Below are 22,426 nucleotides of genomic sequence, written 5' to 3'. Positions count from 1 at the left end.
CTGGGGGCGGCTACAACACCGCTATGCCCAGCGGCCGGTGACCGGCCGTCAGGCGGGTGACACGGCCCGTGCCGAGGTCGACGACGCTGATGCCGTCCCAGTATCCGTCCCGGGTGAAGCCGCCCGACACATAGGCGGTGCGGCCGTCCGCCGACACGGCGACGTCCTCGTGCGGTCCGTCGAGCGGGACGACCCGCTCACGGCCGCCGGGGGAGCGCACCGTCAGCGACGGCCCCTCGTCCCGGGACGGATCGATCGGCCCGGTGCCGACCACGTACAGCGTGCCGTCCGCGCCGATCGTGACCCCGTGCTGATGGGTGTCGGCGGTCATCGGCTCGACCCGGACCCGGCCGGAGCGGGGGTCCACCACCGCGAGCCGCTCGCCCTCGAACGGCAGCAGCAGCGCCCCGTCGGACGGCCGTACGGCCGCGTAGTGCGGCTTCAGCCATGAGCCGAGGCCGCCCTCGGTGCCGTACGGGGCCACCTCGACGCGGCGCGCGGACCAGGTGCCGGTGTCGACGACCGTGACGTCGAACGAGTCGTGCCCGGTGGCATAGACCTGGCGGCCGTCGCGCGAGACGTCGACGTCGAAGGGGCGGCGCCCCACCGGCACGGTCCGCACCACCGCGCGACGGCGCGTGTCGATCACTTCCAGGGTGCCGTCACCACCGGGGACGTTCACCCCGACGTACACCCGCGTGCCGTCCGGGGACAGCGCGATGCCCATGCCGCCGCCCCGGTACTCACCGGTGGTCACCGGGCCCGTGGCCGTGGCGTACCGGATCAGCGCGACGCGGCGCCGGGCCCCGGTGTCCACGACCGCCACGCCCTCGGCCGTCGCCACCCACGCCATGCCGTCGGCGCCCGGTGCGACGCCGTACGGAGCCGTGCCCACGGTCACCGAGCCCAGTGCGGCCGCGCGGCCGCGGCGCGCCGGGTCGACGAAGGTCACCGTGTCGGCGCCGAAGTCGGTCACCAGCAGGGCGCCTTCGGGCAGCGCGCCCGCCGGGGACGGGTCCGCGGGACCGGCCGTCGCTGCGGGAGCACGGGCGGGAGCGCCCGCGCCGTCGTCGCGCCCGGCGTCCGCCGCGCATCCGGCGAGCACCGCACAGGCCGTCAGCGCGGCCAGCACCGCCGAAACCCGCGATGCCCCGGCCCTCGGCCCCGGCCGCGTCATCGCCCGGTCTCCCGGCCGCGCGGACCCGGCCGCCCCTCGGCCTCCCGCAGGACGCCCGCGATCCCCGCGAAACCCCGGCGCTCCGCGTGGGCGAGCGCCGTCGTGCCGTCGCCGTCCGGCAGCAGCGGGTCGGCGCCCGCCGCGAGCAGCTCCTCCACCACCTCCTGGTGGGTGCGTCCGCCGTCGCCGAGGATCACCGCCTCCAGCAGGGCGGTCCAGCCGAGCCGGTTGACGTGATTCACGTCGATGTCCGTCTCGGCCAGCACCGCCCGTACGTACGCCACATGGCCGCGCTCGCTCGCCGGGATCACGGACACCCCGCCGAACCGGTTGGTCAGCGTCAGGTCCGGGCCGCCGGGCAGCAGCGCGCGCATCATCGCCACGCTGCCGGTCACCCCGGTCACCAGCCAGGCGCTGTCCTGCCGGGCGTCCTGCGCGTTCACGTCCGCGCCCGCGCGGACCAGCGCCTCGGCGGCGGCGACCTGGTCGGCGAGGGCCGCCCGCAGAAGCGGTGTGCGGCCGTCCTCGTCGCGTGCCTCCAGCCGGGCGCCCGCGTCCAGCGCGGCGCGTACGGCGGCGGTGTCACCGCGCCGCGCGGCGTCCAGCAGGGCGCGGTCGGCCGGGGAAATCGACTTCTTGGCCACGACGGAACTCCTCCACGGGGTGGCAGCGGACAGGAACGAGTGTGGTGGGCCGCGGGCGGGCGGCGGGAGCCGGGGTCAGCGGCCGTTGCTGATCGCCGCCACGCCGGCCTGGGCGAACTTCTCGTCCAGGTCGCCGGAGGGCGCGCCCGCCACACCGACGCCCGCGATCGGCGCGTTCTCGTACGCGACCGGGGCGCCCCCCGCGAGGAACAGGGTGCCCGGGATGTCCTTGAGGGTGGGCGCCCCGTCCAGGCGCTTGACCAGCTGGGAGGTGGGGGCGTTCCAGGACACGGCGGTGTACGCCTTCTTGATCGCGGAGTCGTAGGACTGCGGACCGGCACCGTCCCCGCGCAGGGTGACGACCGTGTTGCCGTTGCGGTCCACCACCGCGACGGTCACCCGCTGGCCCTCCTTCTGCGCCGCCTTGAGGGCCGCCCGCGCGGCGTCGGTGGCGGCCTCGACCGTCAGATGGGTGCTGGTGGTCGTGGCCCTGCCCTTCACCGCGGCGGTCGCCGCGACGGGGGCGGCGGCCGGGGTGTCGGCGGAGGCGGACACCGCGCCGGCCACCCCGGCACCGACCGCCGCCACGGCCGCCACGGCGGTGACGGTCCTGGCGCGGGTGGAGAACTTCTTGGCCTTGTGCTGCATGACGGGCAACTCCCCGGTGGTGTCGTGGCGCGGTGCTGTCCGCGCCGTGCCTCCAGCCTCGGGCCCCTCACCCCGCGCCGCCGTCGGCGTACCGGCTCGCTCCGGCGCGCGGTACGGCTGACGGCGGGGTCATCCGAACGGTTGACCCCGCGAGGCGCGGCCGGGGCGACAATGTCAGTGCCGCCGTACGCCGATGCCGTCGGCGCCGCCGTGCGTCCCGGTGCGGGAAGATGCCGCAGCCGGTTCCAGAACATGACAGAAGGCGCCAGAAGCCCCGTCCGGGGAGGAGCGGAGCAGTCCATGCAGTCCAGCAGCCGTCCCGTCCCGGGCGGGCCGAGGTCCGGCGACGGCGGGGCGCGCGGGCTCGCGTTCGCCGTCCATCTGGCGTTCTTCCTGCTGCTGGGCTCCGCCCTGGCCCGCTATGTGCAGCGGCACGGCGCCCAGCCGCAGGTGCCCGCCGTCCTGGCGCTGGCCGGGGCGCTGGCGGTGCTGTACGTCATCGGTCGGCGCACGGCCGACGGGCCGCCCGGCGACCAACTCGCCGCCGGGGACGCGGGCGACGTGGGCGCGAGCCCCGGACGGCGGCGGCCGTCGCCCGGCGGGCTGCTGCGGCTGGGCGCGCTGGTCGCGGTCTGGGCGGTGCTGGTCGCGCTGGCGCCCAGTTTCGCCTGGTGCGCGGTGCCGCTCTTCTACACCGCGCTGCGCACCCTGCCCGAACGCGCCGCGTACACGCTGGTGGCGTTCTTCACCGTCTTCGTGGTGGTGGCGCAACTGCGGCTGGCCGACCGGATCGACGTCGACCTGGTGGTCGGCCCGCCGGCCGTGGCCCTCCTGGCGACCGCCGTCTTCACCCGCATGGACCGGCAGGCGACCCGTCAGGCCGCGCTCATCCGTGACCTGGTCCGCACCCGCCGCGAACTGGCCGCCACCGAACGCCGCGAAGGCACCCTCGCCGAGCGCCAGCGGCTCGCCATGGAGATCCACGACACGCTCGCCCAGAGCCTGTCCAGCCAGCGGATGCTGCTCCAGGCCGCCGACCGGCTGTGGCACCCCGATCCGGAGCAGGCGCGCGCCCATGTGCGCACCGCCGGCACGATCGCCGAGCGCAGTCTCACCGAGGCCCGCCGGTTCGTGCACGACCTGGCACCGGCCGACCTCGCCGAGGGCGACGGCCTGGAAGCGGCGCTGCGCGGCCTCGCCTCCCGCGAGAGCACACCCGAGCGCACCGTCACCTGCCACATCGACGGCACCCCGGGGCCTGCCGGGCTCCCCGACCGGGTGCAGTCCGCGCTGCTGCGCATCGCACAGGGCGCGCTCGCCAACGTCCGTGAGCACTCCGGCGCGACCCGGGCCGCCCTCACCCTCACCTATCTGGGCGATCAGGTCCGTCTTGACATCGCGGACGACGGGCGCGGCCTGGACACCGGCGCGCGGGCAGTGCGCGCCGACGGGCCCTCCGGGGTGCGCGGGCACGGGCTGCCCGCGATCCGCGCCCGGGTCCGCCAGCTCGGCGGCACCCTGACCGTCGAGTCCGCGCCCGGCGACGGCACCGTCGTCTCGGCCGCCGTACCGCTCCCCGCGGCACCCGGCCCCGGCTCCAGCCCCACGGAGGTCCCCGCACCGTGAACCAGCCCCGGCCCACGGGCCCGACCGGCCCGTACCCGCCGACCGGAACACACCGGTCGGCCGCACCCGCCACGCCCGCACCCGCCACGCCCGCACCCGCCACGCCCGCGCCCGCCGCGCCCGCTCCGGTCCCGTCCGTGCGGCTGGTGCTGTGCGACGACCACGCCGTGGTCCGCGCCGGTCTGCGCGCCCTGCTGGGCAGCGCGGCGGGCATCGAGGTGGTGGGCGAGGCGGACAGCGGGGCGGAGGCGGTCGCGCTCGCCGCGAAGCTCGGCCCCGACGTGGTCCTCATGGACCTGCAACTGGGGGAGGCGATGGACGGTGTGGAGGCCACCCGCCGGATCACCGCCGCTTCCGGTGGCGCCGTCCACGTCCTGGTCCTGACCACGTACGACACCGACGCCGACATCACCCGTGCCATCGAGGCGGGCGCCACCGGGTACCTGCTGAAGGCCGAGCGCCCCGACGAGCTGTTCACGGCGATCCACAGCGCCGCCGCCGGCCGTACCGCGCTGTCGGCGCCGGTCGCCCACCGGGTCATGGCCCGGATGCGCAGCCCGCGCCCCGGCCTCACCGACCGCGAGCGCGACATCCTCGGCCAGCTCGCCCGCGGGCTCACCAACCGGGACATCGCCAAGGCCCTGTTCCTGAGCGAGGCCACGGTCAAGACCCACCTGGGGCGCATCTACGACAAGCTGGGCGTCGACACCCGCGCGGGCGCCGTGGCGGTGGCCAAGGAACAGCGCCTGCTGCCCTGAACCACCACCGGGACCGGCCCCCCGATCTGCCTACTGCCAACTGCCCATGGCCCACCGCCTACCGCCGGACCGCCTACCGCCGGACCGCCTACCGCCGGTCGGTGCGACCGGGATCGAGCCGGAGACCAGGGCCCGTCCTCGGCAGCAGCGCGGCGTACAGCACCGACGCGACCACCAGGCCCACCGGCAGGGCGAGGTCCACGCCGCCGAGGGCGGACGCGATCGGCCCGGTGTAGTAGAGGGTGTCGACGCACAGGGACGCGACGGCGGTGCCCGCGAGGACGGCGACCGCGCCGACCCGGTTCACGCCGCCGGAGTACCAGAAGGGGCTGCCCGGCGTCTCGTCCATCAGGGCGCGCCCGTCGTAGCGGTTGCGGCGCAGCAGGATGTCGGTGGCGTAGACGGCCATGCTGGGGCCGAGCAGGGCCACGGTGAGCTGGAGGACGTTGTTCACCGTGTCGAGGAAGTTCGACACGAGCAGCGCGTACAGGGTGAGCGCGACCGAGACCGTGCCGTCGACGAGGACACTGAGCGAGCGGCGGATGCGCACGCCCACCGCCTGGAGGGCCAGGCCCGCGCTGTAGGCGGTCAGGGCGTTGATGGCGACGGTGCCGAGGATCAGCGCCAGCAGGAAGACCGGGTCGAACCAGCCGGGCAGGATCCCGCGCAGCGCGCTCTGCGGGTCGGTCATGTCGACGGCGGTCGCGGCGAACGCGCCCAGCGCGCAGACCAGCGTGCCCGGCAGGAAGCCGCCGAGCGCCGTCCAGCCGACGATCGCCCGCGCCGACGTCGTACGGGGCAGATAGCGGGAGAAGTCCGCGCTGGTCGTGTACGACAGCGGGCCCGAGGCGACCAGGGCGATCCCGCCGAGGACGGCCGCCCACAGTCCGGTGCCGGTCAGCGGCTGCTCGGGCGTGTAGGAGAAGTCCGCGTGCCGGACGACGGCGACCGCGACGCCCGCGAAGGCGACGGTGAGGGCCAGGGTGATCGGGAGGTACAGCTTCATGATCAGTGCGTGGCCGTAGACGCTGATGGTGAGGGTCAGGGCCGCGACGAGCACCACCACGACGATCTTCACCCCGGTGTTGACCGGCAGGCCCGCCTCACCGGCCAGGGAGAAGGCCGCCGTCGCGGCGGCGAGGTTGAGCGCGAAGTAGCAGACGGAGATCAGCCAGCCGACGACGGCGTTGTTCACGCGGTTGCCGCGGATCCCGTACATGGCGCGGGTGATCACCTCGCTCGGCGTGCCCGCGGCCGGGCCAGAGACGGCCAGCACCCCGGTCAGCAGCCAGAACGCGTTGCCCACCACGATCACCGCGAGCGCCTGCCACAGGCCGAGGCCCATCAGGACGAGCGCGCCGCCGACCACCAGGCTCAGGTAGTTGACGTTCGCTGCGGCCCACACGGAGAACAACTCCCGTGGCCGGCCGCGGCGTTCGCCGTCCGGGATGTGGTCGATGCCGTGGGCCTCGACGCGCGCCGCGCGCTCGGGGGGCGGCGGCGCGCCGGGACGGTCGTCGACGTCCGGGTGCGGGTCGGGGATCGTGGACGCCATTGTCCCTCCGGGCGTTCGGAGCGTGCTCACCGGTCGGAGCTTGCTTATTGGTCGGTCACTCAATAGCATCCGGCACATGTCGTCAAGCGTCAGCCGCAAACGAATTCGCAAAGACCCGGCCACCCGGCGTGCGGAGATCGTCGGCACCGCCGCGGCGATCGCGCTGGCCGAGGGGCTGGAGTGCATCACCCTGCGCCGGATCGCCGAGGAACTGGAGGTGCGCCCGGGGCTGATCAGCCACTACTTCCCCGCCGCCGACGATCTCGTGGCGGAGGCGTTCGGCAGCGCCGCGACCGGCGAGCTGGACGCCCTGGTCCCGGCCGGGAGGCCCGGCGAGACGCCCACCCTGCGCCTGGCCCGGTTCCTCGCCCGCACGACGGGCGACGCCTACGACACGATGAGCCGGCTGTGGATCAACGCCCGGCACCTGAGCCGCTACCGGCCCGAACTGCGCGAGCGGGTCGTCGGACAGGAGGCCGCCTGGCGCGGTCGCCTCGGCGCGCTCGTCCAGGAAGGCGTCGACGCGGGGGAGTTCCGCCCGGCCTACGTGTCCGTGGCCGTCGTCCAGATCCTCGTCGTCCTCGACGGCCTCGGCGCGCACGCGAACACCGGTACGGCCGAGCACCCGGCGGCGGTGAGCGGCATGGCCGCCGCCACGGCGGAGAACGCGCTCGGGCTGCCCGCGGGCACGCTCGCCGCACCCGCCGAGGGCGCGGTTCCCGCCGTACGGAACGCCCCCGACGAGGGGAGCGCCCCCGCGTCGGCACGGACCACGGCAGCCTCCACCGACGCCTTCACCGTCACCTCCGGGCCCCGGTCCGCTTCCGGAGCGGCCCCGGCCGCCCGCACGGAGCCCTCGGAGCCCCTGGAGCCCTCGGAGTCCTCCGCCCCGTAGCGGCGCCACCGCCCACCGCCCCACCGCACCCCGCACCCCCGCGCCACCAGTTCGCAAGGAGTGACCCGTGTCCCCCGATCTCGTCCTGCTCTCCGCCCGGCTGCTCGACCCGGGCACGGGCTCGCTCCTGCCGCACACCGCGCTGGCCGCCGGAGACGGCGGTATCACCCACCTCGGGGACGACCGCGAGATCCGGGCGCTGGCCGGACCGGCGACCACCGTGATCGACCTGAAGGGCGCGGTGGTGACCGCGGGCTTCACGGACGGCCATCTGCACCCGGTCTCCGGCGCCGAACGCACCATGGGCGTGGACCTCTCCGCCTGCCGCGACCTGGCGGACGTGCGCGCGGCGCTTGCCGGTCCGGCCGCGGCGCTCGCGCCCGGCGGCTGGCTGCGCGGCTGGGGCCTGGACCCGAACACCTTCGGCGACGCGCCCGTGGCCGCCGCGTCCCTCGGCCCGGTCCTCGACGGCGTACCGGCCCTGATCGACCTGTTCGACGGGCACTCCATGCTGGCCAGTGCCCGTGCGCTGGAGCAGGCGGGTGTCGACGGGCCCCGCCGGTTCGAGCAGGCGGCCGAGATCGTCTGCGACGAGGCAGGCCGTCCCACCGGGCTGCTGCTGGAGGACGCGGCCTGCGAACTCGTCGAGGCCGTCGCGCCCCGGCCCACCGGGGACGAGGTGCGGGCACGGACCGCCGAGGTGCTGCGGGAGATGGCCGCGACCGGGCTGACCGGCGGGCACGCCATGGACGCGAACGGCGCGACCCTCGACATTCTCGGCGCGCTGGAGGGCGACGGCGAACTGCCCCTGCGGCTGCGGGTGGCGCCCTGGTGCCAGCCCGGCGCCGACGCGGAGGCGGTCGACGGACTCGTCCGGCAGCAGGGCACCGGCGGCAGGCTGTGGCAGGTCGCCGGGGTGAAGATGTTCATGGACGGCACCATCGACAACGGCACCGCCTGGCTGGAGAGCCCCGACTGCCACGGGGAGTCCCGGGACGCCTTCTGGCCCGACCCCGACCAGTACCGCCGGGTGGTCGGCGCGCTGCACCGGGCCGGGGTGCCCACGGCCACCCACGCCATCGGGGACGCCGCCGTGCGTCACGTCCTGGACTCGGTGGAGCGGGCGCAGGCGGAGAGCCCGGCTGCGGACGGCGCGACGGTACGGCACCGGGTGGAGCACATCGAGACCGTCCCGGACGACACCGTGCCGCGCTTCGCCCGGCTCGGGGTGGCGGCCTCGATGCAGCCCACCCACTGCTGCGAGTACACGCGCGCCGACCACACCGACAACTGGTCGCGCCGCCTCGGCGAGGAGCGGGCGTCGCGGGCGTTCCGCTGCCGCGACCTGTGGGACGCGGGCGCCCGGGTCGTCCTCGGCTCCGACTGGCCCATCGCGCCCTATCCGCCCCTCGGGGTCATGGCGGGCGCCCGGCACCGCCGCCCCGGCGACCTCTCCCGGCCGCCGCACGGCCCCGAGCAGGCGCTGACCCCGCTCCGGGCGCTGCGCGGGATCACCCTCAACCCGGCCTGGGTCGCGGGGGAGGAGCACCGGGCCGGCCGTCTCGCCGTCGGGTACCGTGCGGATCTCACGGTGCTCGCCGACAACCCCCTCGACGTGGCCGACGCGGATCTGGCCGGGCTGCCGGTCCTGCTCACGGTGGTGGCCGGCCGCCCCACCCACCGCGCCGCCGGGATCTGAGCACCGGCCGGGCGAGGCAGCGGGCGACGGACGGAGCGGTGGCGGACGGAGCGGTGGCGGCGGACGGGCGGCCGGAGCGCTGGTCCACGGGTCATCAGATGTCTGATGTCGTACATTGATACGCTGGGGTGCGGCCTGCGCAAGGGGCAGGCGCAGTCATCGAGGAGGGGGCAGGAGTGAACCCGTCGCGTCCGCAGGAGTTCCGCACGGCGGCCCGGCCGTCGCTGCGGCAGGAGGTCTCGGAGGCGATCAAGAGTTACATCCTCGACAACCGCCTCAAGCCGGGGGACCCGCTGCCGTCCGAGGCCGAGCTGTGCGCCGCGCTCGGCGCCAGCCGGTCCAGCATCCGCGAGGCGGTCAAGGCCCTGGCCGTGCTCGACATCGTGGAGGTGCGGCACGGCCACGGGACGTACGTGGGCCGGCTGAGCCTGTCCGCGCTGGTGGAGGGCCTGGTCTTCCGCGGCCTGCTCAGCCCCCAGGACGACTTCCGGATCCTGTCCGAGCTGATCGAGGTGCGCGAGCTGATCGAGCGCGGCATGGCCGAGCGCATCCTGGCGGCGCTCGCCCCCGGCGATCTGGACGCGCTGGACGCGCTGGTGGACGAGATGGACGCCCTCGGCGCCGCGGGCGAGGACCTCGCGGCCTGCGACCGCGCCTTCCACGAACGGCTGATGGAGCCGATCGGCAACCAGCTGGTCAGCCAGCTCTCCCAGGCGTTCTGGGACGTGTACGCCCTCGTGGCACCGCATCTCCAGGGCGGCTCCGAGGCGGACGAGGCCGGTACGGTCGCCGACCACCGCGCCCTGGTCCGCGCGGCCAGGGACCGCGACGCGGACGCCTTCTCGCGCGCCCTGGCCGGTCACTACGCACCCGTACGCGCCCGGCTGGCCCAGGCCCGCGCCGCCCAGGACGGCACGACGACCGGGGCCGCGCCCGCCTCCTGACACCTGCCCGGCCCGGCGTCCTCCGCCGCCCTCCGGTCGTTCCTCCGGCTCCCGGGAGCTTCGAAGCCCCGGGGTGCCCGGTGTGCCGATTGTGATTGTCATGCGCATGCCATGCATCGACACACATCGCCCCCGCCCCGTTCACGTCCCCACCTGTGACCCACCTCCCTCTTGACCCGCCCGCCCGGAGGATGCTTAAAGTTCGGACGTCAGACGTCCTACGTCCCTGTCCGGCACCCTCCACGGAGAAGTACTCATGCCCTTGACCGCACCCCTGCGCGGCGTCGTCCCGCCCGTCTGCACCCCGCTCGACGCCCAGGGAGACATCGACATGGGCTCCCTGGCCCGGCTGGTCGAGCACCTGCTCGACGGCGGGGTCCACGGCCTGTTCGCCCTCGGCTCCACCAGTGAGGTCGCGTACCTCACCGACGAGCAGCGCGGTGCCGTACTGGAGACCGTGGTGAACGTGGTCGACGGGCGGGTACCGGTGCTCGCCGGGGTCATCGACACCACCACGCCCCGCGTCCTCGACCACGCCCGCGCCGCGGCCCGGCTCGGGGCCGACGCGCTGGTCGCCACCGCGCCCTTCTACACCCGCACCCACCCCCGGGAGACCGCCGCGCACTTCCGCCGCGTCCGGGACCGGGTGGACCTTCCGCTGTTCGCCTACGACCTTCCGGTCTCCGTGCACAGCAAGCTCTCGCCCGCCCTGGTGCTCGACCTGGCCGCCGACGGCACCCTCGCGGGCGTCAAGGACAGCAGCGGCGACGAGGGCTCGCTGCGCCGCCTGCTCGTCGCGCTCGGCGGCCGGGAAGGGCGCGCCGCCGGACCGGTCCCCGCCTTCTCGGTGCTGACCGGGTCCGAGCTGACCGTGGACGCGGCGCTGCTCGCGGGCGCCGACGGTGTCGTCCCCGGACTGGGCAACGTCGACCCCGCCGGTTACGTACGCCTCCACGACGCGGCCCGAGCCGGTGACTGGTCGCGCGCGGCCGCGGAACAGGAGCGGCTGGCCGCCCTGTTCGCCATGGTCGACGCGGGCCCCGAGGACGAGATGGGCCGCAGTTCCTCCGCGCTCGGCGCGTTCAAGGCCGCGCTGCGGCTGCTGGGCGTCATCGACCACGGCGACACCGCGTTCCCGCAGGTCCCGCTGAGCGCCTCGTCCGTCGCCGCCGTCGACGCCCGGCTGCGCGCCGCCGGACTCACCCCGGCCCGATGACCGCCGCCCAGCCGTCCGGTACGGCCGGACCCGGCCCCGGGACGGGCACGGCGGCCGGTCCCGTCATCGGCCTCGACCTCGGCGGGACCAAGATCGACGCTGCCCTGGTCGCCGCGGACGGCACGGTGCTGCGCCGCCGTACCCGGCCCACCCCCGCCCGCGCGGGCGCGGCGGCGGTCCTGGACGCGCTGGCCGCCGCCGCCCGCGAGGTGGACGACGGCGCCGGGGCGATCGGCGTCGCCGCCGCCGGTGTCATCGACCCGGTCACCGGGACCGTCACCAGCGCCACCGACTCCCTCACCGGCTGGGCCGGCACCGCACTGGCCGCGGGCCTGTCCGCGCGCACCGGCCTGCCGGTCGCCTGCGACAACGACGTACGCGCCACCGCCGCCACGGAACTGGCCGCGCTCGACGGCCCGCGCCGCTCGCTCGTCCTGGCCGCCGTGGGCACCGGGGTCGGCGGCGCCGTCGCGGCCGACGGCCGGATGCTGCACGGCAGCGCGGGCATCGCCGGTCACCTCGGCCATGTGCCCAGCCCGGAGGCCGAGGGGCTGCCCTGCACCTGCGGCGGCAGCGGCCATCTGGAGGCCGTGGCCGCCGGGCCCGCCATCACCGCCCTGTACGGACGGCTCACGGGCGAGCCTGCCGGCCGGCTCCAGGACGTGGCCGGGCGCGCCGCGCGGGGCGACGCCGCCGCCCGGCGGGCGATCACCACCGGGGCCCGCGCCACCGGACGGGTGCTGGGCGGTCTGGCCAACGCGCTGGGCCCGGACCGGGTCGTCGTCGGCGGCGGCGTGCCGCGCATCGGCGCGCTGTACTGGACCGCGCTCACCGAAGCCTTCCGCGCCGAACTGATGGCCCCGCTGCGCGCGCTGCGCCCCGTGCCCCCGCGCCTGGGCGCCGACGCGGCCGTCCGGGGCGCCGCCCTGCTCACCCGCACCACCCCGCTGCACGGCCCCGCGGCCCCCGCGCCCGGCCCGGCCGTGCCCCGGCCCCTACCCGGAGGAACCCGATGACCCTGTCCGCGGCATCCGTCGCCGCCGCCGTCCGCGGCCGGCTGATCGTCTCCTGCCAGGCACCGCCCGGCGACCCGATGCGCGGGACGCCGACCCTGGTCGCGCTGGCCCGCGCCGCCGCGGCCGGGGGCGCCGCGGGCATCCGCGTCAACGAACCCGAGGTGGTGGCCGCCGTCCGGGCCGCCGTGGACCTGCCCGTGATCGGCCTGTGGAAGGACGGCGACACCGGCGTCTACATCACCCCGACCGTGCGCCACGCCCTCGCCGTCGCCGAGGCCGGTGCACACGTGGTCGCCGCCGACGCCACCGCACGGCCCCGCCCGGACGGCGGCTCGTTCGCCGATCTGGTGGCCGCCGTGCACGCGGCGGGCGCCCTGGTCATGGCCGACGTCGCCACCCTGGAGGAAGGCGTGCGCGCCGCCGGGCAGGGCGCGGACTTCGTCTCCACCACCCTGTCCGGATACGTGCCCGGGTCCCCGCGGCGGTCCGGACCCGACCTGGACCTGGTCGCCGCCCTCGCCGCCGCGACCGCCGCCCCGGTCGTCGCCGAGGGCCGTATCGGCACCCCCGAGGAGGCCGCCGCCGCGCTGGAGAGGGGCGCCCACAGCGTCGTCGTCGGCACCGCCATCACCGCCCCGACCGCGCTCACCCGGCGGTTCGTGACCCGTCTCACCCGTCCCTGAGCGTTCTCCCTCGTTCCCGACCGCACTCGACGACGAGTCCGTCCGGCATCCTGGAGTCACCGTGCCCCACACCACCGCGCCGCCCTCGTCCCCCTGGTACCGCCAGGTGGGCCGCAGCCAGTGGAAGTCGTTCTTCGCCGCCTGGATCGGCTATCTCCTCGACGGCTTCGACTTCGTCCTGATCACCCTGGTGCTCACCGAGATCAGCGACGACTTCCACCTGGACACGGTCCAGGCCGCCAGCCTGGTCTCCGCCGCCTTCATCACCCGCTGGCTCGGCGGGGCGGTGCTCGGCGCCCTCGGCGACCGCTTCGGCCGGAAGCTGTCGATGGTGGTCAGCATCCTGCTGTACTCGCTGGGCAGCTTCGCCTGCGGGTTCGCCTGGGACTACACCAGCCTGTTCGTCGCCCGGCTCGCCATCGGCATGGGCATGGCGGGCGAGTACTCGTCCAGCGCCACCTATGTGATGGAGAGCTGGCCGGTGCACATGCGCAACCGGGCCAGCGGCTTCCTGATCTCCGGTTACTCGGTGGGCACGGTCCTGGCCGCCGAGGTGTACAAGTGGGTGGTGCCGAACCTCGGCTGGCGCTGGATGTTCTATCTGGGCCTGATCCCCGTCCTGATCGCGCTGTGGATGCGCCGCGCCCTGCCCGAGGCCGCCGACTGGAAGGCGTCCGTCGCCGAGCGCGGACAGCGGCCCAACCCCTTCCGCCCGCTCTTCGCCACCTCTGCCAGGGCCACCGTGAACGTGGTGCTCGCGGTCGCGGCCACCGTCTCGCTCTTCGCGGTCTTCACCCCGCTCGGCGACGGCCTGGTGCCGCTGCTGTCGGTGGTGGCCGGAATCTGCCTGATCGCCTTCGCCGTGCAGCTCGGCGGGCGGCGCGGCTGGCTCCTCTATGTCTCGATGATCGTCACGATCTTCTTCGCGTTCCTGTACTCCTGGCCCATCCAGGCGCTGCTGCCCACCTATCTGAAGTCCGACCTGGGCTACGACCCGGGCCAGGTCACCGACGTGCTGTTCTACGCGGGCTTCGGCACGATGGCCGGCTGCTGGCTGGCGGGCTTCGTCGGCGACTGGATCGGCACCAAGAAGGCGTACGCCCTCACCCTGCTCGCGTCGCTGGCCTTCGTCTTCCCGGTGTTCGCGGTCAAGGACAGCCTGCCGCTGCTCGGCGTGCTGCTGTTCGTGCTCCAGGCCACCAGCTTCGGCATCTCCGGGCTGCTGCCGCGCTACATCGGCGGGCACTTCCCGACCCACTCCCGGGCCGCCGCCCTGGGCTTCACCTACAACGTGGGCGCGCTGGGCGGCGCCGTGGCCCCCGTGCTCGGCGCGCACCTCGCCTCGGGCATGGACCTGGGGCAGGCGCTGGCCGTCCTCACCTTCGCCGGGACGATGATCGTGGTGCTGCTGGTCGGCCTCGACGTGCCGGGCAGGCTGGGCCGGCTGCTCGACCCGGAGGGCCCGGCCGACCACCTCATGGGCGAGGACGGCAGCGGGGCGCCCGAGGGCACACCGCAGCACACGCGCCCCTGAGGGCCGTGCACCGCGCGAGGGACCCGGCTCAGGCCACGTACCCGACGTGCGCCAGCGCCTGCTTCAGCAGCACGCCGTGCCCGCCCGGCATCTCGCTCTGGAGGGCGGCGGAGACCGCCTCCTGCGGCGTGAACCAGACCAGGTCCAGGGCGTCCTGCCGGGGCCGGCAGTCACCGGCCACCGGGACGACGTACGCGAGCGAGACGGCGTGCTGACGCGGGTCGTGGTACGGCGTGACGCCCACCGTCGGGAAGTACTCCGCCACCGTGAACGGCTGGAGGGAGGCGGGCACCCGGGGCAGCGCCACCGGCCCGAGGTCCTTCTCCAGGTGGCGCAGCAGGGCGTCGCGCACCCGCTCGTGATGCAGCACCCGGCCGGAGACCAGCGTCCGGCTGACCGTGCCGTCCGGTCCGATGCGCAGCAGCAGTCCGATGCTGGTCACTTCGCCGCTGTCGTCGACCCGCACCGGCACCGCCTCGACGTACAGGATCGGCATGCGGGCGCGCGCCGACTCCAGTTCGTCGGTGCTCAGCCAACCGGGCGTGATCTCGGTCATGTCAGACATTGCTTGATCATACTTTCAGTCATTCCCGATGGGGGAGGGCGGCGGGCGCGCCGCCCCGCGTCACGGCTTCACGGCCACCGCGCCGAACTGCGGCACCACGGCGGACGGCCCGGCCCCGGGCCGCCACCGCGAGCAGGGCACCAGACCCGGCTCGACCAGGTCCAGGCCCTCGAAGAAGGCGGCGACCTCGGCGCGCGGCCGGGCGGTGATGGGGGGAGTGGCGTTCTCGTTCCAGAACGCCATGGCACCCACGTTGCCCTCGCCGCCCAGGTCGGCGTCGAGGGTCGGGTGGGTGAGGACCAGGAAGCTGCCCGGCGGGACGGCCGCCACGACCCGGCGGACGATGTCGCGGGCCTTGTCGGTGTCCAGGACGAAGTTCAGGATGCCGAGCATCATCACCGCGACCGGCCGGCCGAGGTCCAGGGTCTCGGCGGCCCGCTCGACGATGGCGTCCGGGTCGTGCACATCGGCGTCGATGTAGTCGGTGGCCCCGGCGCCGGTGCTGGTCAGCAGGGTGCGGGCGTGGGCGAGGACGATCGGGTCGTTGTCGACGTACACGATCCGCGCGTCGGGGGCGAGCCGCTGGGCGATCTCGTGGGTGTTGTCGACCGTGGGGAGTCCGGTGCCGATGTCGAGGAACTGCCGTATGCCGCGCTCGGCGGTCAGGAAGCGCACCGCCCGGCCCAGGAACTCGCGGTCCGCGCGCGCGACCTCGCGGATCACCGGGAACATCCCGGCGACGTGCTCGCCGACCTGCTGGTCGATCTCGTAGTTGTCCTTGCCGCCCACCCAGTAGTTCCAGACCCGCGCGTTGTGCGCCACCCCGGTGTTCAGCCTCGGCGACCCGCCCGACGGGGTGTTGCTCTCGCTCACGTCCGTGCTCCCTGGTTCGTCTGTGTCCGTCGTACGTCCCGGTCGTCAGTCCCCGGTCGTACGCCCCGGTCCGTCTACGCGTGTATCACGGCGGCGTCGTCCACCCGCCGGTCCCAGCCATTGTGCCGCGCGGTGATCACGGTGTCCCGGGAATCGGCGGACCGGACCGGACGCGCGCCCCGCGGACGGCGTTTGCCCGCGGGGCGCGCGCCGTGTTTGTCTCGGAGCCCGGCGGGCCGGGGCCCGGCCCGACGCCGCACTGCCCGCCCGCCTCGCCCCCTACAGGAACCGGTACATGTCCAGCACTTCCTCGCCCGCGCTCACCACCGCCGACGGCGGCGCCCCCGGCCCCGCCGGATCCGCCGGGTCCGGCGCCCCTGCCGACATACGTCTGATCGTCACGGACATGGACGGCACGCTCCTCGACGACGGCAAGCGGATCCCGCCGGGGCTGTGGCCGGTCCTGGCCGAGCTGCGCCGCCGCGGAGTGCTCTTCAGCCCGGCGAGCGGACGCCAGTACGCCACGCTGGCCGAGCAGTTCGCCGGTGCCGACGAGGGCATGGTGTTCATCGCGGAGAACGGCACCTTTGTCGTCCGTGACGGCGTCGAGCTCAGCTCCGACCCGCTGGACGCGGCCGTGGCCGCCCGGCTGGTCGCCACCGTGCGGGAACTGGCCGGGCGCGGCGCCGACGTCGGCGCCGTGGTCTGCGGCAAGCGGTCCGCCTACGTCGAGCGGAGCGACGAGCCGTTCCTCGCCGAGGTCCGCAAGTACTACGTACGGCACCGCGTCGTGGCGGACGCCGCCACGGTCGACGACGACATCATCAAGGTCGCGCTCTTCGACTTCGGGTCCGCCGAGCGGACCGTCGCCCCGGCCCTGGCGCCGTTCACCGCGACCCACCAGGTGGTCGTCTCGGGCGAGCACTGGGTCGACGTCATGAACCGCACCGCCGACAAGGGAGCCGCGCTGCGCCGCCTCCAGCGGGACCTGGGCATCACGCCCGCGCAGACCCTGGTGTTCGGCGACTACCTCAACGACTTGGAGATGCTGGACGCCGCCGAGTGGTCGTTCGCCATGGAGAACGCGCACCCCGAAGTCGTCCGGCGGGCCCGCCACCTGGCCCCCTCCAACAACGACAACGGCGTCCTGCGCACCATCGCCCGCCTGCTGGACCTCCCGGCGGAGCTGCTGCCGGGGGAGCCGCGCGCGGCGGGTGCGGACACCGGCGTACGGGACTGACGCGGCGTACGGCGCGGGCGCCGGGCTCACCCGACGGACTCCGCCACCTTCTTGTCGAGCGCCGCGCGCACGAGTGCCGCCGCGAGGGCGGCCGGATCCGTGTCGCCCGCCGCCGAGGCCAGCCGCCGCGGGTCCTCGGGCAGCCCGAGGCGCTCCGCACCGGACAGTGCCTTGGCGTCCAGGTACGGAGCGATGTCGGTCCACACGGCCTGCGCCTCGCGCAGGAAGATGTCGGCGCCCGCCGGGCCGAGGCCCGGGACCTCCTGGAGCAGGTCGCGCAGCGCCGCCACGTCGCCGCCCGCCTCCCGGTGCAGCCGCCGCAGATCGCCGCCCCAGCGCTCCTGCACCAGTTCGGCGCCCTCGCCGAGCTGGGTGGCGGTGCGCTCGTCGTAGCGCCGGTAGCCGCCGCGGCCCAGCGCGTCCACGCGCCGCTGCCACCCGGCGGCGGCCATGCGGCGCGGATCGCGCAGCCCGGCCTCGGACAGCTCCCTCGCCGCCGCGACGGCGACCGAGCCGCGGATCCGGGCGCTGAGCAGCACGGCGAGGACCAGCAGCCGGTAGAGCGGCTGCGGGGTGTCCTTCAGCGGGATTCCGGCCTCGTGGGCGAAGGTCTCGCCGTGCTCGGCGACCAGGTCGCGCACGATCCCGGCCTCACGGCTCCGCGTCCCCGCGCTCACCGGACGGCTCCGACGGCCTCGGCTGTCGTCTCGACGGTCTCGACGGCTCGGTCCATCACGCGCCTCTCTCGCCGGTCGTCCCACGGCACCCGCCGGGACCCGCCGACAACCTCTCGGCGGTCGTGCGCCTCTCGGCGGCCGTGCGGTCGGTCGGCCGTGCGGTCAGTCGCGGGAGACGTTCTCGGCCGCGAACATCCAGCGCTGCTTCTCCAGCTCCGCGGTGATCGTGATCAGCAGGTCCTGGGTGACCGGGTCCGGCTTCTCGGTCGCGTCGATGCGCTCGCGCAGCCGGGCGATGGCCGCCTCCAGCGCCTCGACGATCACCTGGACGACGTCGTCGTCGCGGATCCAGCCGTCCTTCGGGCTGGGCAGCGTGAACGCGGAGGCGATGGTCTCCGGGCGGCCGTCCGGCGGCAGGCCGAGCGCCGAGGAGCGCTCGGCGACGGTGTCGGCGAACTCGCGGGCCGAGGCCACCACCTCGTCCAGTTGCAGGTGGATGGAGCGGAAGCGCGGTCCGACGATGTTCCAGTGCGCCTGCTTCCCGATCAGCGACAGGCCGAGGAGGTCCACCAGGGTGCTCTGGAGCGCCTCCCCGGTGACCTGGCGTGCCGCCTCGGGAATCGTGCTCTTCACGACAGTCATGCGGTGGTTCTCCCTCGTGGGGTCGTCTCTGACGGTACCGGGCGGGTGCCCGCCGGAGACCGTCGCAAACCGGTCCCGCCCCGGCCGGACCGCACGGGGAGGCGGGGCGGGTCAGCGGGGCAGGACCCGCCGGAGGAAGGCCGTCACGTCCGCGAAGACCTGGGCCCGGTCGGTCTCCAGGAACACCTCGTGCCGGGCGCCCGGATAGATCCGCTCGGTCAGCTCGCCGGCGCCGTCCGGGCCGCCGGTGAGCCGCTCCACGCCGGCCCGGCTGCCGTCGAGCGGCACCAGCCGGTCGTCGTCGCCGTGCAGCCACAGCACCGGGAGCCGCCCCACGTCCCCGCCCTCGGCCACCGTCCGCAGGGTCCGCGCGAACGCCTCCAGCGTGGGCCGCTTCATCGGGCCGTGCCACACCAGCGGGTCCGCCCGGTACGCGGCGCCGACCGCCGGGTCCCGGGAGAGCGCGGCCGGGCTGATCGGCGTGTCGGGGATCTCGTCCAGGCCGAGCAGCCGGCCGGGCAGCTCCCAGGCGCCGATGACCGGCCCCGACAGCACGAGCGCGGTCAGCTCGGCGCCGTACCGCTGGGCGTAGCGGGCTGCGATCAGACCGCCCATGGAGTGGCCGAGCAGGACCAGCGGCAGCCCCGGGTGCGCGGCGCGGGCGAGGTCCGCCACCGCGTGCACATCGGCGACCACGTCCTCGAAGTCCTCGATCACCGCCCGCTCGCCCGCCGAGCCGCCGTGCCCGCGGTGGTCGGGGGCGTACACCGCCGCGCCGAGCCCGGCGAGCACACCGGCCACCTCCTCGTACCGCCCGGCGTGCTCGCCGTAGCCGTGGACCAGCAGGGCGAGGAAGCGCGGGCGCGGGTGCGGCCACACGCGGACGCGGACAGCGCCCCGGGACCCGGTGAGAACGTGCTCGCGGGTGTCGCTCATCTCTCCTCCAGCGGCGTCGGCGGACCCTGTGGGGATCTTCCCAGCGGGCCGGTCCGCGGGCTATAGTCCGGAACAGTATAAAACTAGCAGTGCTAATTAATGGTTGTTGGCCGTACGCGGCCGAGCCGGCCGAGTGCCCGTCCGGGCCCGCGCGGCCGCCGCCGGTCCGTACGCCACCGTGCGAGCCTCCTGGGAGATCTGCCGTGCGCCCCGTCCACTTCGCGGCCGCCCGCCGCACCCCGATCGGCAAGGTGCGCGGCAGCCTGTCCGCCGTGCGCCCCGACGACCTGGCCGCCGCGGTGCTGCGCGCCCTGCTCGCCGACGCGCCCGCGCTCGACCCGGCCCGCGTCGACGACGTCTACTGGGGCGCCGCCAACCAGGCGGGCGAGGACAACCGCAACGTCGCCCGGATGGCCGCCCTGCTCGCCGGACTCCCCGAGTCCGTGCCCGGCGCCACCGTCAACCGGCTGTGCGCCTCCGGCCTGGAGGCGGTCACCACCGCCGCGCGCGCCGTGGCCGCCGGAGAGGCCGACATCGTGCTCGCGGGCGGCTCCGAGTCGATGAGCCGCGCCCCCTTCGTGCTGCCCCGCCCGGACGAGGCGCTGCCGCACCGCATGGAGACGTACGACACCCGGCTCGGCTGGCGCCTGGTCAACCCGGCGATGAAGGACCTGCACGGGCTGCTGTCCATGGGGGAGACCGCCGAGGAGGTCGCCGCCCGGTACGGCATCACCCGCGAGCGGCAGGACGACTTCGCGCTGCGCAGCCACCGGCGCGCCGCCCGCGCTTGCGCCGAGGGCCACTTCGACCGGGAACTCCTGCCCGTCGAGCGCCCCGACGGCGTCCTGGTCGACACCGACGAGTGCGTCCGCGAGGACACCTCGTACGAGAAGCTGGCCCGGCTGCGGCCCGTCTTCCGCGCGGACGGCACGGTCACCGCGGGCAACGCCTCCCCGATGAACGACGGCGCCGCCGGGCTGCTCCTGGTGAGCGAGGAGGCCCTGGACGACCTCGGTCTGACGTCCCTGGGCCGCTATGTCGCCGGGGCCTCGGCGGGCGTGCACCCGGACGTGATGGGCATCGGCCCCGTCCCCGCCACCCGCAAGGTGCTGGCCCGCGCCGGATGGGAGATCGGCGGCATCGAGGAGGCCGAGTTCAACGAGGCGTTCGCGGCCCAGGCCCTCGCCTGCGTCGACCAGCTCGGCATCGACGAGGACCTGGTCAACCCGAGCGGCGGCGCCATCGCGCTCGGCCACCCGCTCGGCTGCTCCGGCGCCCGCATCCTCACCACGCTGCTGCACCGCATGCACCGCACCGGCGCGGCCCGCGGCCTCGCCACGATGTGCGTGGGCGTCGGCCAGGGCAGCGCCGTCCTGGTCGAACGCCCCTGACCGCCCCGCCCCGCCCCCGGCTCTCCGGCCGCACGCACCCCCCCCACGCCACCGATCCCACCCGAGCCCCACCACAGCACCATCAGCACCATCGCCGCACCACAGCACCACCAAGGGAGCACCCCCATGGCCACCCTCTCCGTCGCCGCGATCCTCGCCGAGAACGCCCGCCGCCGCCCCCACCGGACGGCTCTGGTCGAAGGCGACCTGCGGCTCAGCTTCGCCCAGGTGTGGCAGCGGGCCCGCGCGCAGGCCGGGGCGCTCGCCGGGCTCGGGATCCGGCCGGGGGACCGCGTCGCCCTGATGGCGCCCAACACCGCCGAGTTCCCGCAGGCGTACTACGCCATCGCTGCCGCCGGGGCGGTCGTCGTTCCCGTGCACCTGCTGCTGTCCGCCGCGGAGGTCGAGCACGTCCTGCGGGACAGCGGCGCCGCGTTGCTGCTGTGCCACCCGGCGCAGGCGGACACGGGCACCGCCGCCGCCCGCGCCACCGGGGTGCGCGTCGTCACCCTGGGCGCCGAACTGGAGGCGCTGGCGGCCGGCGCCGAACCGCTGCCCTCCTACGTCACCCGGGCCGCCGACGACCCGGCCGTCGTCTTCTACACCAGCGGCACCACCGGCGTCCCCAAGGGCGCCGTGCTCAGCCACTTCAACCTGGTGATGAACGCGACCGTCAACGCCTTCGACGCCAACGACATCCGCCCCGACGACATCGCCCTCGGCGCGCTCCCGCTGTTCCACGCCTTCGGCCAGACGGTGTCCATGAACTCCACCTGGCGGGCCGGGGCCACCCTCGTCCTGCTGCCGCGCTTCGACGCGTCCCGGGCGATCGAGCTGATGGTGAAGGAGGGCGTCAACACCTTCCACGGCGTGCCGACCATGTTCGTCTCCCTGGCCGCCGCGGCGCCCGGCGCCGACGTCCTGCCGGACCTGCGCCTGTGCGTCTCCGGTGGCGCCTCCCTGCCGGTCGCCGTGCTGGAGCGGTTCGAGGCGGCGTTCGGCGCGAGGATCCACGAGGGCTACGGGCTGTCGGAGACCTCCCCGGCCGCAGCCGTCAACCAGCCGGTGTTCGGCACGCGGCCCGGCTCCATCGGCCACCCGCTGTGGGGCGTGGACGTCGAGATCGCCCGCGCCGAGACCGAGGACCGCGTGGAACTGCTGCCGCCGGGCGAGGTCGGCGAGGTCGTGGTGCGCGGCCACAACGTCTTCTCCGGCTATCTCGGCCGCCCCGAGGCCACCGCCGAGGCGCTCGTCGACGGCTGGTTCCGCACCGGCGACCTCGGCACCAAGGACGACGAGGGCTTCCTGCGCATCGTCGACCGGAAGAAGGACGTCATCATCCGCGGCGGCTACAACGTCTACCCGCGCGAGGTCGAGGAGGTGCTGCTGCGCCACCCCGCCGTCGCCCAGGCGGCCGTCATCGGCCTGCCCGACGACCTGCACGGCGAGGAGGTGTGCGCGGTCGTCGTCCCGGCACCCGGCGCCGGGCCGGACGCCGCCGCCGTCACCGCCTGGGCCAAGGAGCACCTGGGCCGCCACAAGTACCCGCGCCGCGTGGAGTTCACCGACGCGCTGCCGCTCGGCCCCAGCATGAAGGTGCTCAAGCGCGAGCTGCGGGCGCGGTACGCCTGACGGGACTTGCACCGGAACTCCCGCCGGAACTCCCGCCGGAACACCTGCCGGAACAGACGCCGGACAGCTGACGCA

At 75.2% G+C, this 22,426-nt stretch carries 21 protein-coding genes; 12 read left to right on the top strand and 9 right to left on the bottom strand.

The genetic code is table 11. From position 1 onward, the window contains the following. Window positions 1-10 precede the first annotated feature (10 nt). The 3 genes from B086_RS0112510 to B086_RS0112500 all read right to left on the bottom strand — a co-directional run bounded on the left by B086_RS0112510 (window position 11) and on the right by B086_RS0112500 (window position 2,469). Window positions 11-1,177, bottom strand: coding sequence for a YncE family protein (locus tag B086_RS0112510; protein WP_026252349.1), 1,167 nt, complete (start codon window positions 1,175-1,177; stop codon window positions 11-13). After that, the gene (locus B086_RS0112505) at window positions 1,174-1,821 is read right to left on the bottom strand and encodes an ankyrin repeat domain-containing protein (RefSeq protein ID WP_018566751.1); all 648 of its coding nucleotides are present in this window, start codon (window positions 1,819-1,821) and stop codon (window positions 1,174-1,176) included. Before B086_RS0112505 ends, B086_RS0112510 begins: the two co-directional genes overlap by 4 nt. Before the next feature lie 75 nt (window positions 1,822-1,896). Next, on the bottom strand, window positions 1,897-2,469 hold the full coding sequence (locus B086_RS0112500) for a GlcG/HbpS family heme-binding protein (protein ID WP_018566750.1): 573 nt from the start codon (window positions 2,467-2,469) through the stop codon (window positions 1,897-1,899). 300 nt (window positions 2,470-2,769) lie between these two features. Between B086_RS0112500 and B086_RS0112495 the strand changes: the two genes are divergently transcribed. Together B086_RS0112495 and B086_RS0112490 are read left to right on the top strand one after the other, a co-directional pair. Further along, window positions 2,770-4,095 (top strand): sensor histidine kinase, encoded by a 1,326-nt coding sequence (locus B086_RS0112495; protein WP_018566749.1) that lies wholly within the window; start codon window positions 2,770-2,772, stop codon window positions 4,093-4,095. 137 nt (window positions 4,096-4,232) lie between these two features. After that, on the top strand, window positions 4,233-4,853 hold the full coding sequence (locus B086_RS0112490; RefSeq protein WP_026252347.1) for a response regulator: 621 nt from the start codon (window positions 4,233-4,235) through the stop codon (window positions 4,851-4,853). Window positions 4,854-4,941: 88 nt separating this feature from the next. Here the strand turns inward: B086_RS0112490 and B086_RS39900 are convergent, their stop codons facing one another. Next, complete coding sequence (locus tag B086_RS39900) at window positions 4,942-6,408, bottom strand: purine-cytosine permease family protein (RefSeq protein ID WP_018566747.1); 1,467 nt, start codon at window positions 6,406-6,408, stop codon at window positions 4,942-4,944. 76 nt (window positions 6,409-6,484) lie between these two features. Between B086_RS39900 and B086_RS39895 the strand changes: the two genes are divergently transcribed. From B086_RS39895 to B086_RS0112450, 7 genes are all read left to right on the top strand, one after another. Next, window positions 6,485-7,303, top strand: a complete 819-nt coding sequence (locus tag B086_RS39895; RefSeq protein WP_018566746.1) for a TetR/AcrR family transcriptional regulator — start codon at window positions 6,485-6,487, stop codon at window positions 7,301-7,303. A gap of 67 nt (window positions 7,304-7,370) precedes the next feature. Then, complete coding sequence (locus B086_RS0112475; protein WP_018566745.1) at window positions 7,371-9,002, top strand: amidohydrolase; 1,632 nt, start codon at window positions 7,371-7,373, stop codon at window positions 9,000-9,002. Window positions 9,003-9,178: 176 nt separating this feature from the next. Further along, window positions 9,179-9,946, top strand: a complete 768-nt coding sequence (locus B086_RS0112470; protein ID WP_018566744.1) for a FadR/GntR family transcriptional regulator — start codon at window positions 9,179-9,181, stop codon at window positions 9,944-9,946. Window positions 9,947-10,202: 256 nt separating this feature from the next. Beyond that, complete coding sequence (locus B086_RS0112465; RefSeq protein ID WP_018566743.1) at window positions 10,203-11,162, top strand: dihydrodipicolinate synthase family protein; 960 nt, start codon at window positions 10,203-10,205, stop codon at window positions 11,160-11,162. Next, window positions 11,159-12,178, top strand: a complete 1,020-nt coding sequence (locus B086_RS0112460; RefSeq protein ID WP_018566742.1) for an ROK family protein — start codon at window positions 11,159-11,161, stop codon at window positions 12,176-12,178. The genes B086_RS0112465 and B086_RS0112460 overlap by 4 nt, the downstream gene beginning before the upstream one ends. Continuing rightward, entirely contained in the window at window positions 12,175-12,861 is a 687-nt protein-coding gene (locus B086_RS0112455) for a putative N-acetylmannosamine-6-phosphate 2-epimerase (RefSeq protein ID WP_018566741.1), read from the top strand. Before B086_RS0112460 ends, B086_RS0112455 begins: the two co-directional genes overlap by 4 nt. A gap of 61 nt (window positions 12,862-12,922) precedes the next feature. Next, on the top strand, window positions 12,923-14,395 hold the full coding sequence (locus B086_RS0112450) for an MFS transporter (RefSeq protein ID WP_018566740.1): 1,473 nt from the start codon (window positions 12,923-12,925) through the stop codon (window positions 14,393-14,395). A gap of 28 nt (window positions 14,396-14,423) precedes the next feature. Here the strand turns inward: B086_RS0112450 and B086_RS0112445 are convergent, their stop codons facing one another. Beyond that, window positions 14,424-14,951: an NUDIX hydrolase family protein gene (locus B086_RS0112445; RefSeq protein WP_018566739.1), complete on the bottom strand. Its 528-nt coding sequence runs from the start codon at window positions 14,949-14,951 to the stop codon at window positions 14,424-14,426. 69 nt (window positions 14,952-15,020) lie between these two features. After that, on the bottom strand, window positions 15,021-15,833 hold the full coding sequence (locus tag B086_RS0112440; RefSeq protein WP_018566738.1) for an SAM-dependent methyltransferase: 813 nt from the start codon (window positions 15,831-15,833) through the stop codon (window positions 15,021-15,023). A 295-nt stretch (window positions 15,834-16,128) separates the two neighbouring features. Here B086_RS0112440 and B086_RS0112435 point away from each other — a divergent pair, with 295 nt between their 5' ends. Further along, window positions 16,129-17,073, top strand: coding sequence for a Cof-type HAD-IIB family hydrolase (locus B086_RS0112435; RefSeq protein ID WP_018566737.1), 945 nt, complete (start codon window positions 16,129-16,131; stop codon window positions 17,071-17,073). 26 nt (window positions 17,074-17,099) lie between these two features. Here B086_RS0112435 and B086_RS0112430 read toward each other — a convergent pair whose 3' ends face one another. From B086_RS0112430 to B086_RS0112420, 3 genes are all read right to left on the bottom strand, one after another. Beyond that, window positions 17,100-17,750 carry an endonuclease gene (locus B086_RS0112430; protein WP_018566736.1) on the bottom strand — a complete coding sequence of 217 codons (651 nt, stop codon included), beginning with the start codon at window positions 17,748-17,750 and terminating at the stop codon, window positions 17,100-17,102. 162 nt (window positions 17,751-17,912) lie between these two features. Further along, on the bottom strand, window positions 17,913-18,392 hold the full coding sequence (locus B086_RS0112425; RefSeq protein WP_018566735.1) for a Dps family protein: 480 nt from the start codon (window positions 18,390-18,392) through the stop codon (window positions 17,913-17,915). A 111-nt stretch (window positions 18,393-18,503) separates the two neighbouring features. Further along, window positions 18,504-19,328 carry an alpha/beta hydrolase gene (locus B086_RS0112420; RefSeq protein WP_018566734.1) on the bottom strand — a complete coding sequence of 275 codons (825 nt, stop codon included), beginning with the start codon at window positions 19,326-19,328 and terminating at the stop codon, window positions 18,504-18,506. 203 nt (window positions 19,329-19,531) lie between these two features. Here B086_RS0112420 and B086_RS0112415 point away from each other — a divergent pair, with 203 nt between their 5' ends. After that, window positions 19,532-20,719: a thiolase family protein gene (locus B086_RS0112415; protein ID WP_018566733.1), complete on the top strand. Its 1,188-nt coding sequence runs from the start codon at window positions 19,532-19,534 to the stop codon at window positions 20,717-20,719. A gap of 126 nt (window positions 20,720-20,845) precedes the next feature. Then, complete coding sequence (locus tag B086_RS0112410; RefSeq protein WP_018566732.1) at window positions 20,846-22,351, top strand: long-chain-fatty-acid--CoA ligase; 1,506 nt, start codon at window positions 20,846-20,848, stop codon at window positions 22,349-22,351. Window positions 22,352-22,426: the final 75 nt, after the last annotated feature.

It is taken from the genome of Streptomyces sp. PsTaAH-124 (assembly GCF_000373685.1).
GTDB classification, from domain to species: domain Bacteria; phylum Actinomycetota; class Actinomycetes; order Streptomycetales; family Streptomycetaceae; genus Streptomyces; species Streptomyces andamanensis.
Note: the sequence above shows the minus strand (reverse complement) of the source record. Positions and strands in the feature narration are given on the sequence as shown.

Bases quoted from the DNA above. Each gene is read 5' to 3' on its own strand.
- B086_RS0112495 (WP_018566749.1), top strand. From the start codon at position 2,770: ATGCAGTCCAGCAGCCGTCCCGTCCCGGGCGGGCCGAGGTCCGGCGAC.
- B086_RS0112455 (WP_018566741.1), top strand. From the start codon at position 12,175: ATGACCCTGTCCGCGGCATCCGTCGCCGCCGCCGTCCGCGGCCGGCTG.
- B086_RS0112410 (WP_018566732.1), top strand. From the start codon at position 20,846: ATGGCCACCCTCTCCGTCGCCGCGATCCTCGCCGAGAACGCCCGCCGC.
- B086_RS0112435 (WP_018566737.1), top strand. From the start codon at position 16,129: ATGTCCAGCACTTCCTCGCCCGCGCTCACCACCGCCGACGGCGGCGCC.
- B086_RS39895 (WP_018566746.1), top strand. From the start codon at position 6,485: ATGTCGTCAAGCGTCAGCCGCAAACGAATTCGCAAAGACCCGGCCACC.
- B086_RS0112510 (WP_026252349.1), bottom strand. From the start codon at position 1,177: ATGACGCGGCCGGGGCCGAGGGCCGGGGCATCGCGGGTTTCGGCGGTG.
- B086_RS0112425 (WP_018566735.1), bottom strand. From the start codon at position 18,392: ATGACTGTCGTGAAGAGCACGATTCCCGAGGCGGCACGCCAGGTCACC.
- B086_RS0112500 (WP_018566750.1), bottom strand. From the start codon at position 2,469: ATGCAGCACAAGGCCAAGAAGTTCTCCACCCGCGCCAGGACCGTCACC.
- B086_RS0112465 (WP_018566743.1), top strand. From the start codon at position 10,203: ATGCCCTTGACCGCACCCCTGCGCGGCGTCGTCCCGCCCGTCTGCACC.
- B086_RS39900 (WP_018566747.1), bottom strand. From the start codon at position 6,408: ATGGCGTCCACGATCCCCGACCCGCACCCGGACGTCGACGACCGTCCC.
- B086_RS0112460 (WP_018566742.1), top strand. From the start codon at position 11,159: ATGACCGCCGCCCAGCCGTCCGGTACGGCCGGACCCGGCCCCGGGACG.
- B086_RS0112445 (WP_018566739.1), bottom strand. From the start codon at position 14,951: ATGACCGAGATCACGCCCGGTTGGCTGAGCACCGACGAACTGGAGTCG.
- B086_RS0112420 (WP_018566734.1), bottom strand. From the start codon at position 19,328: ATGAGCGACACCCGCGAGCACGTTCTCACCGGGTCCCGGGGCGCTGTC.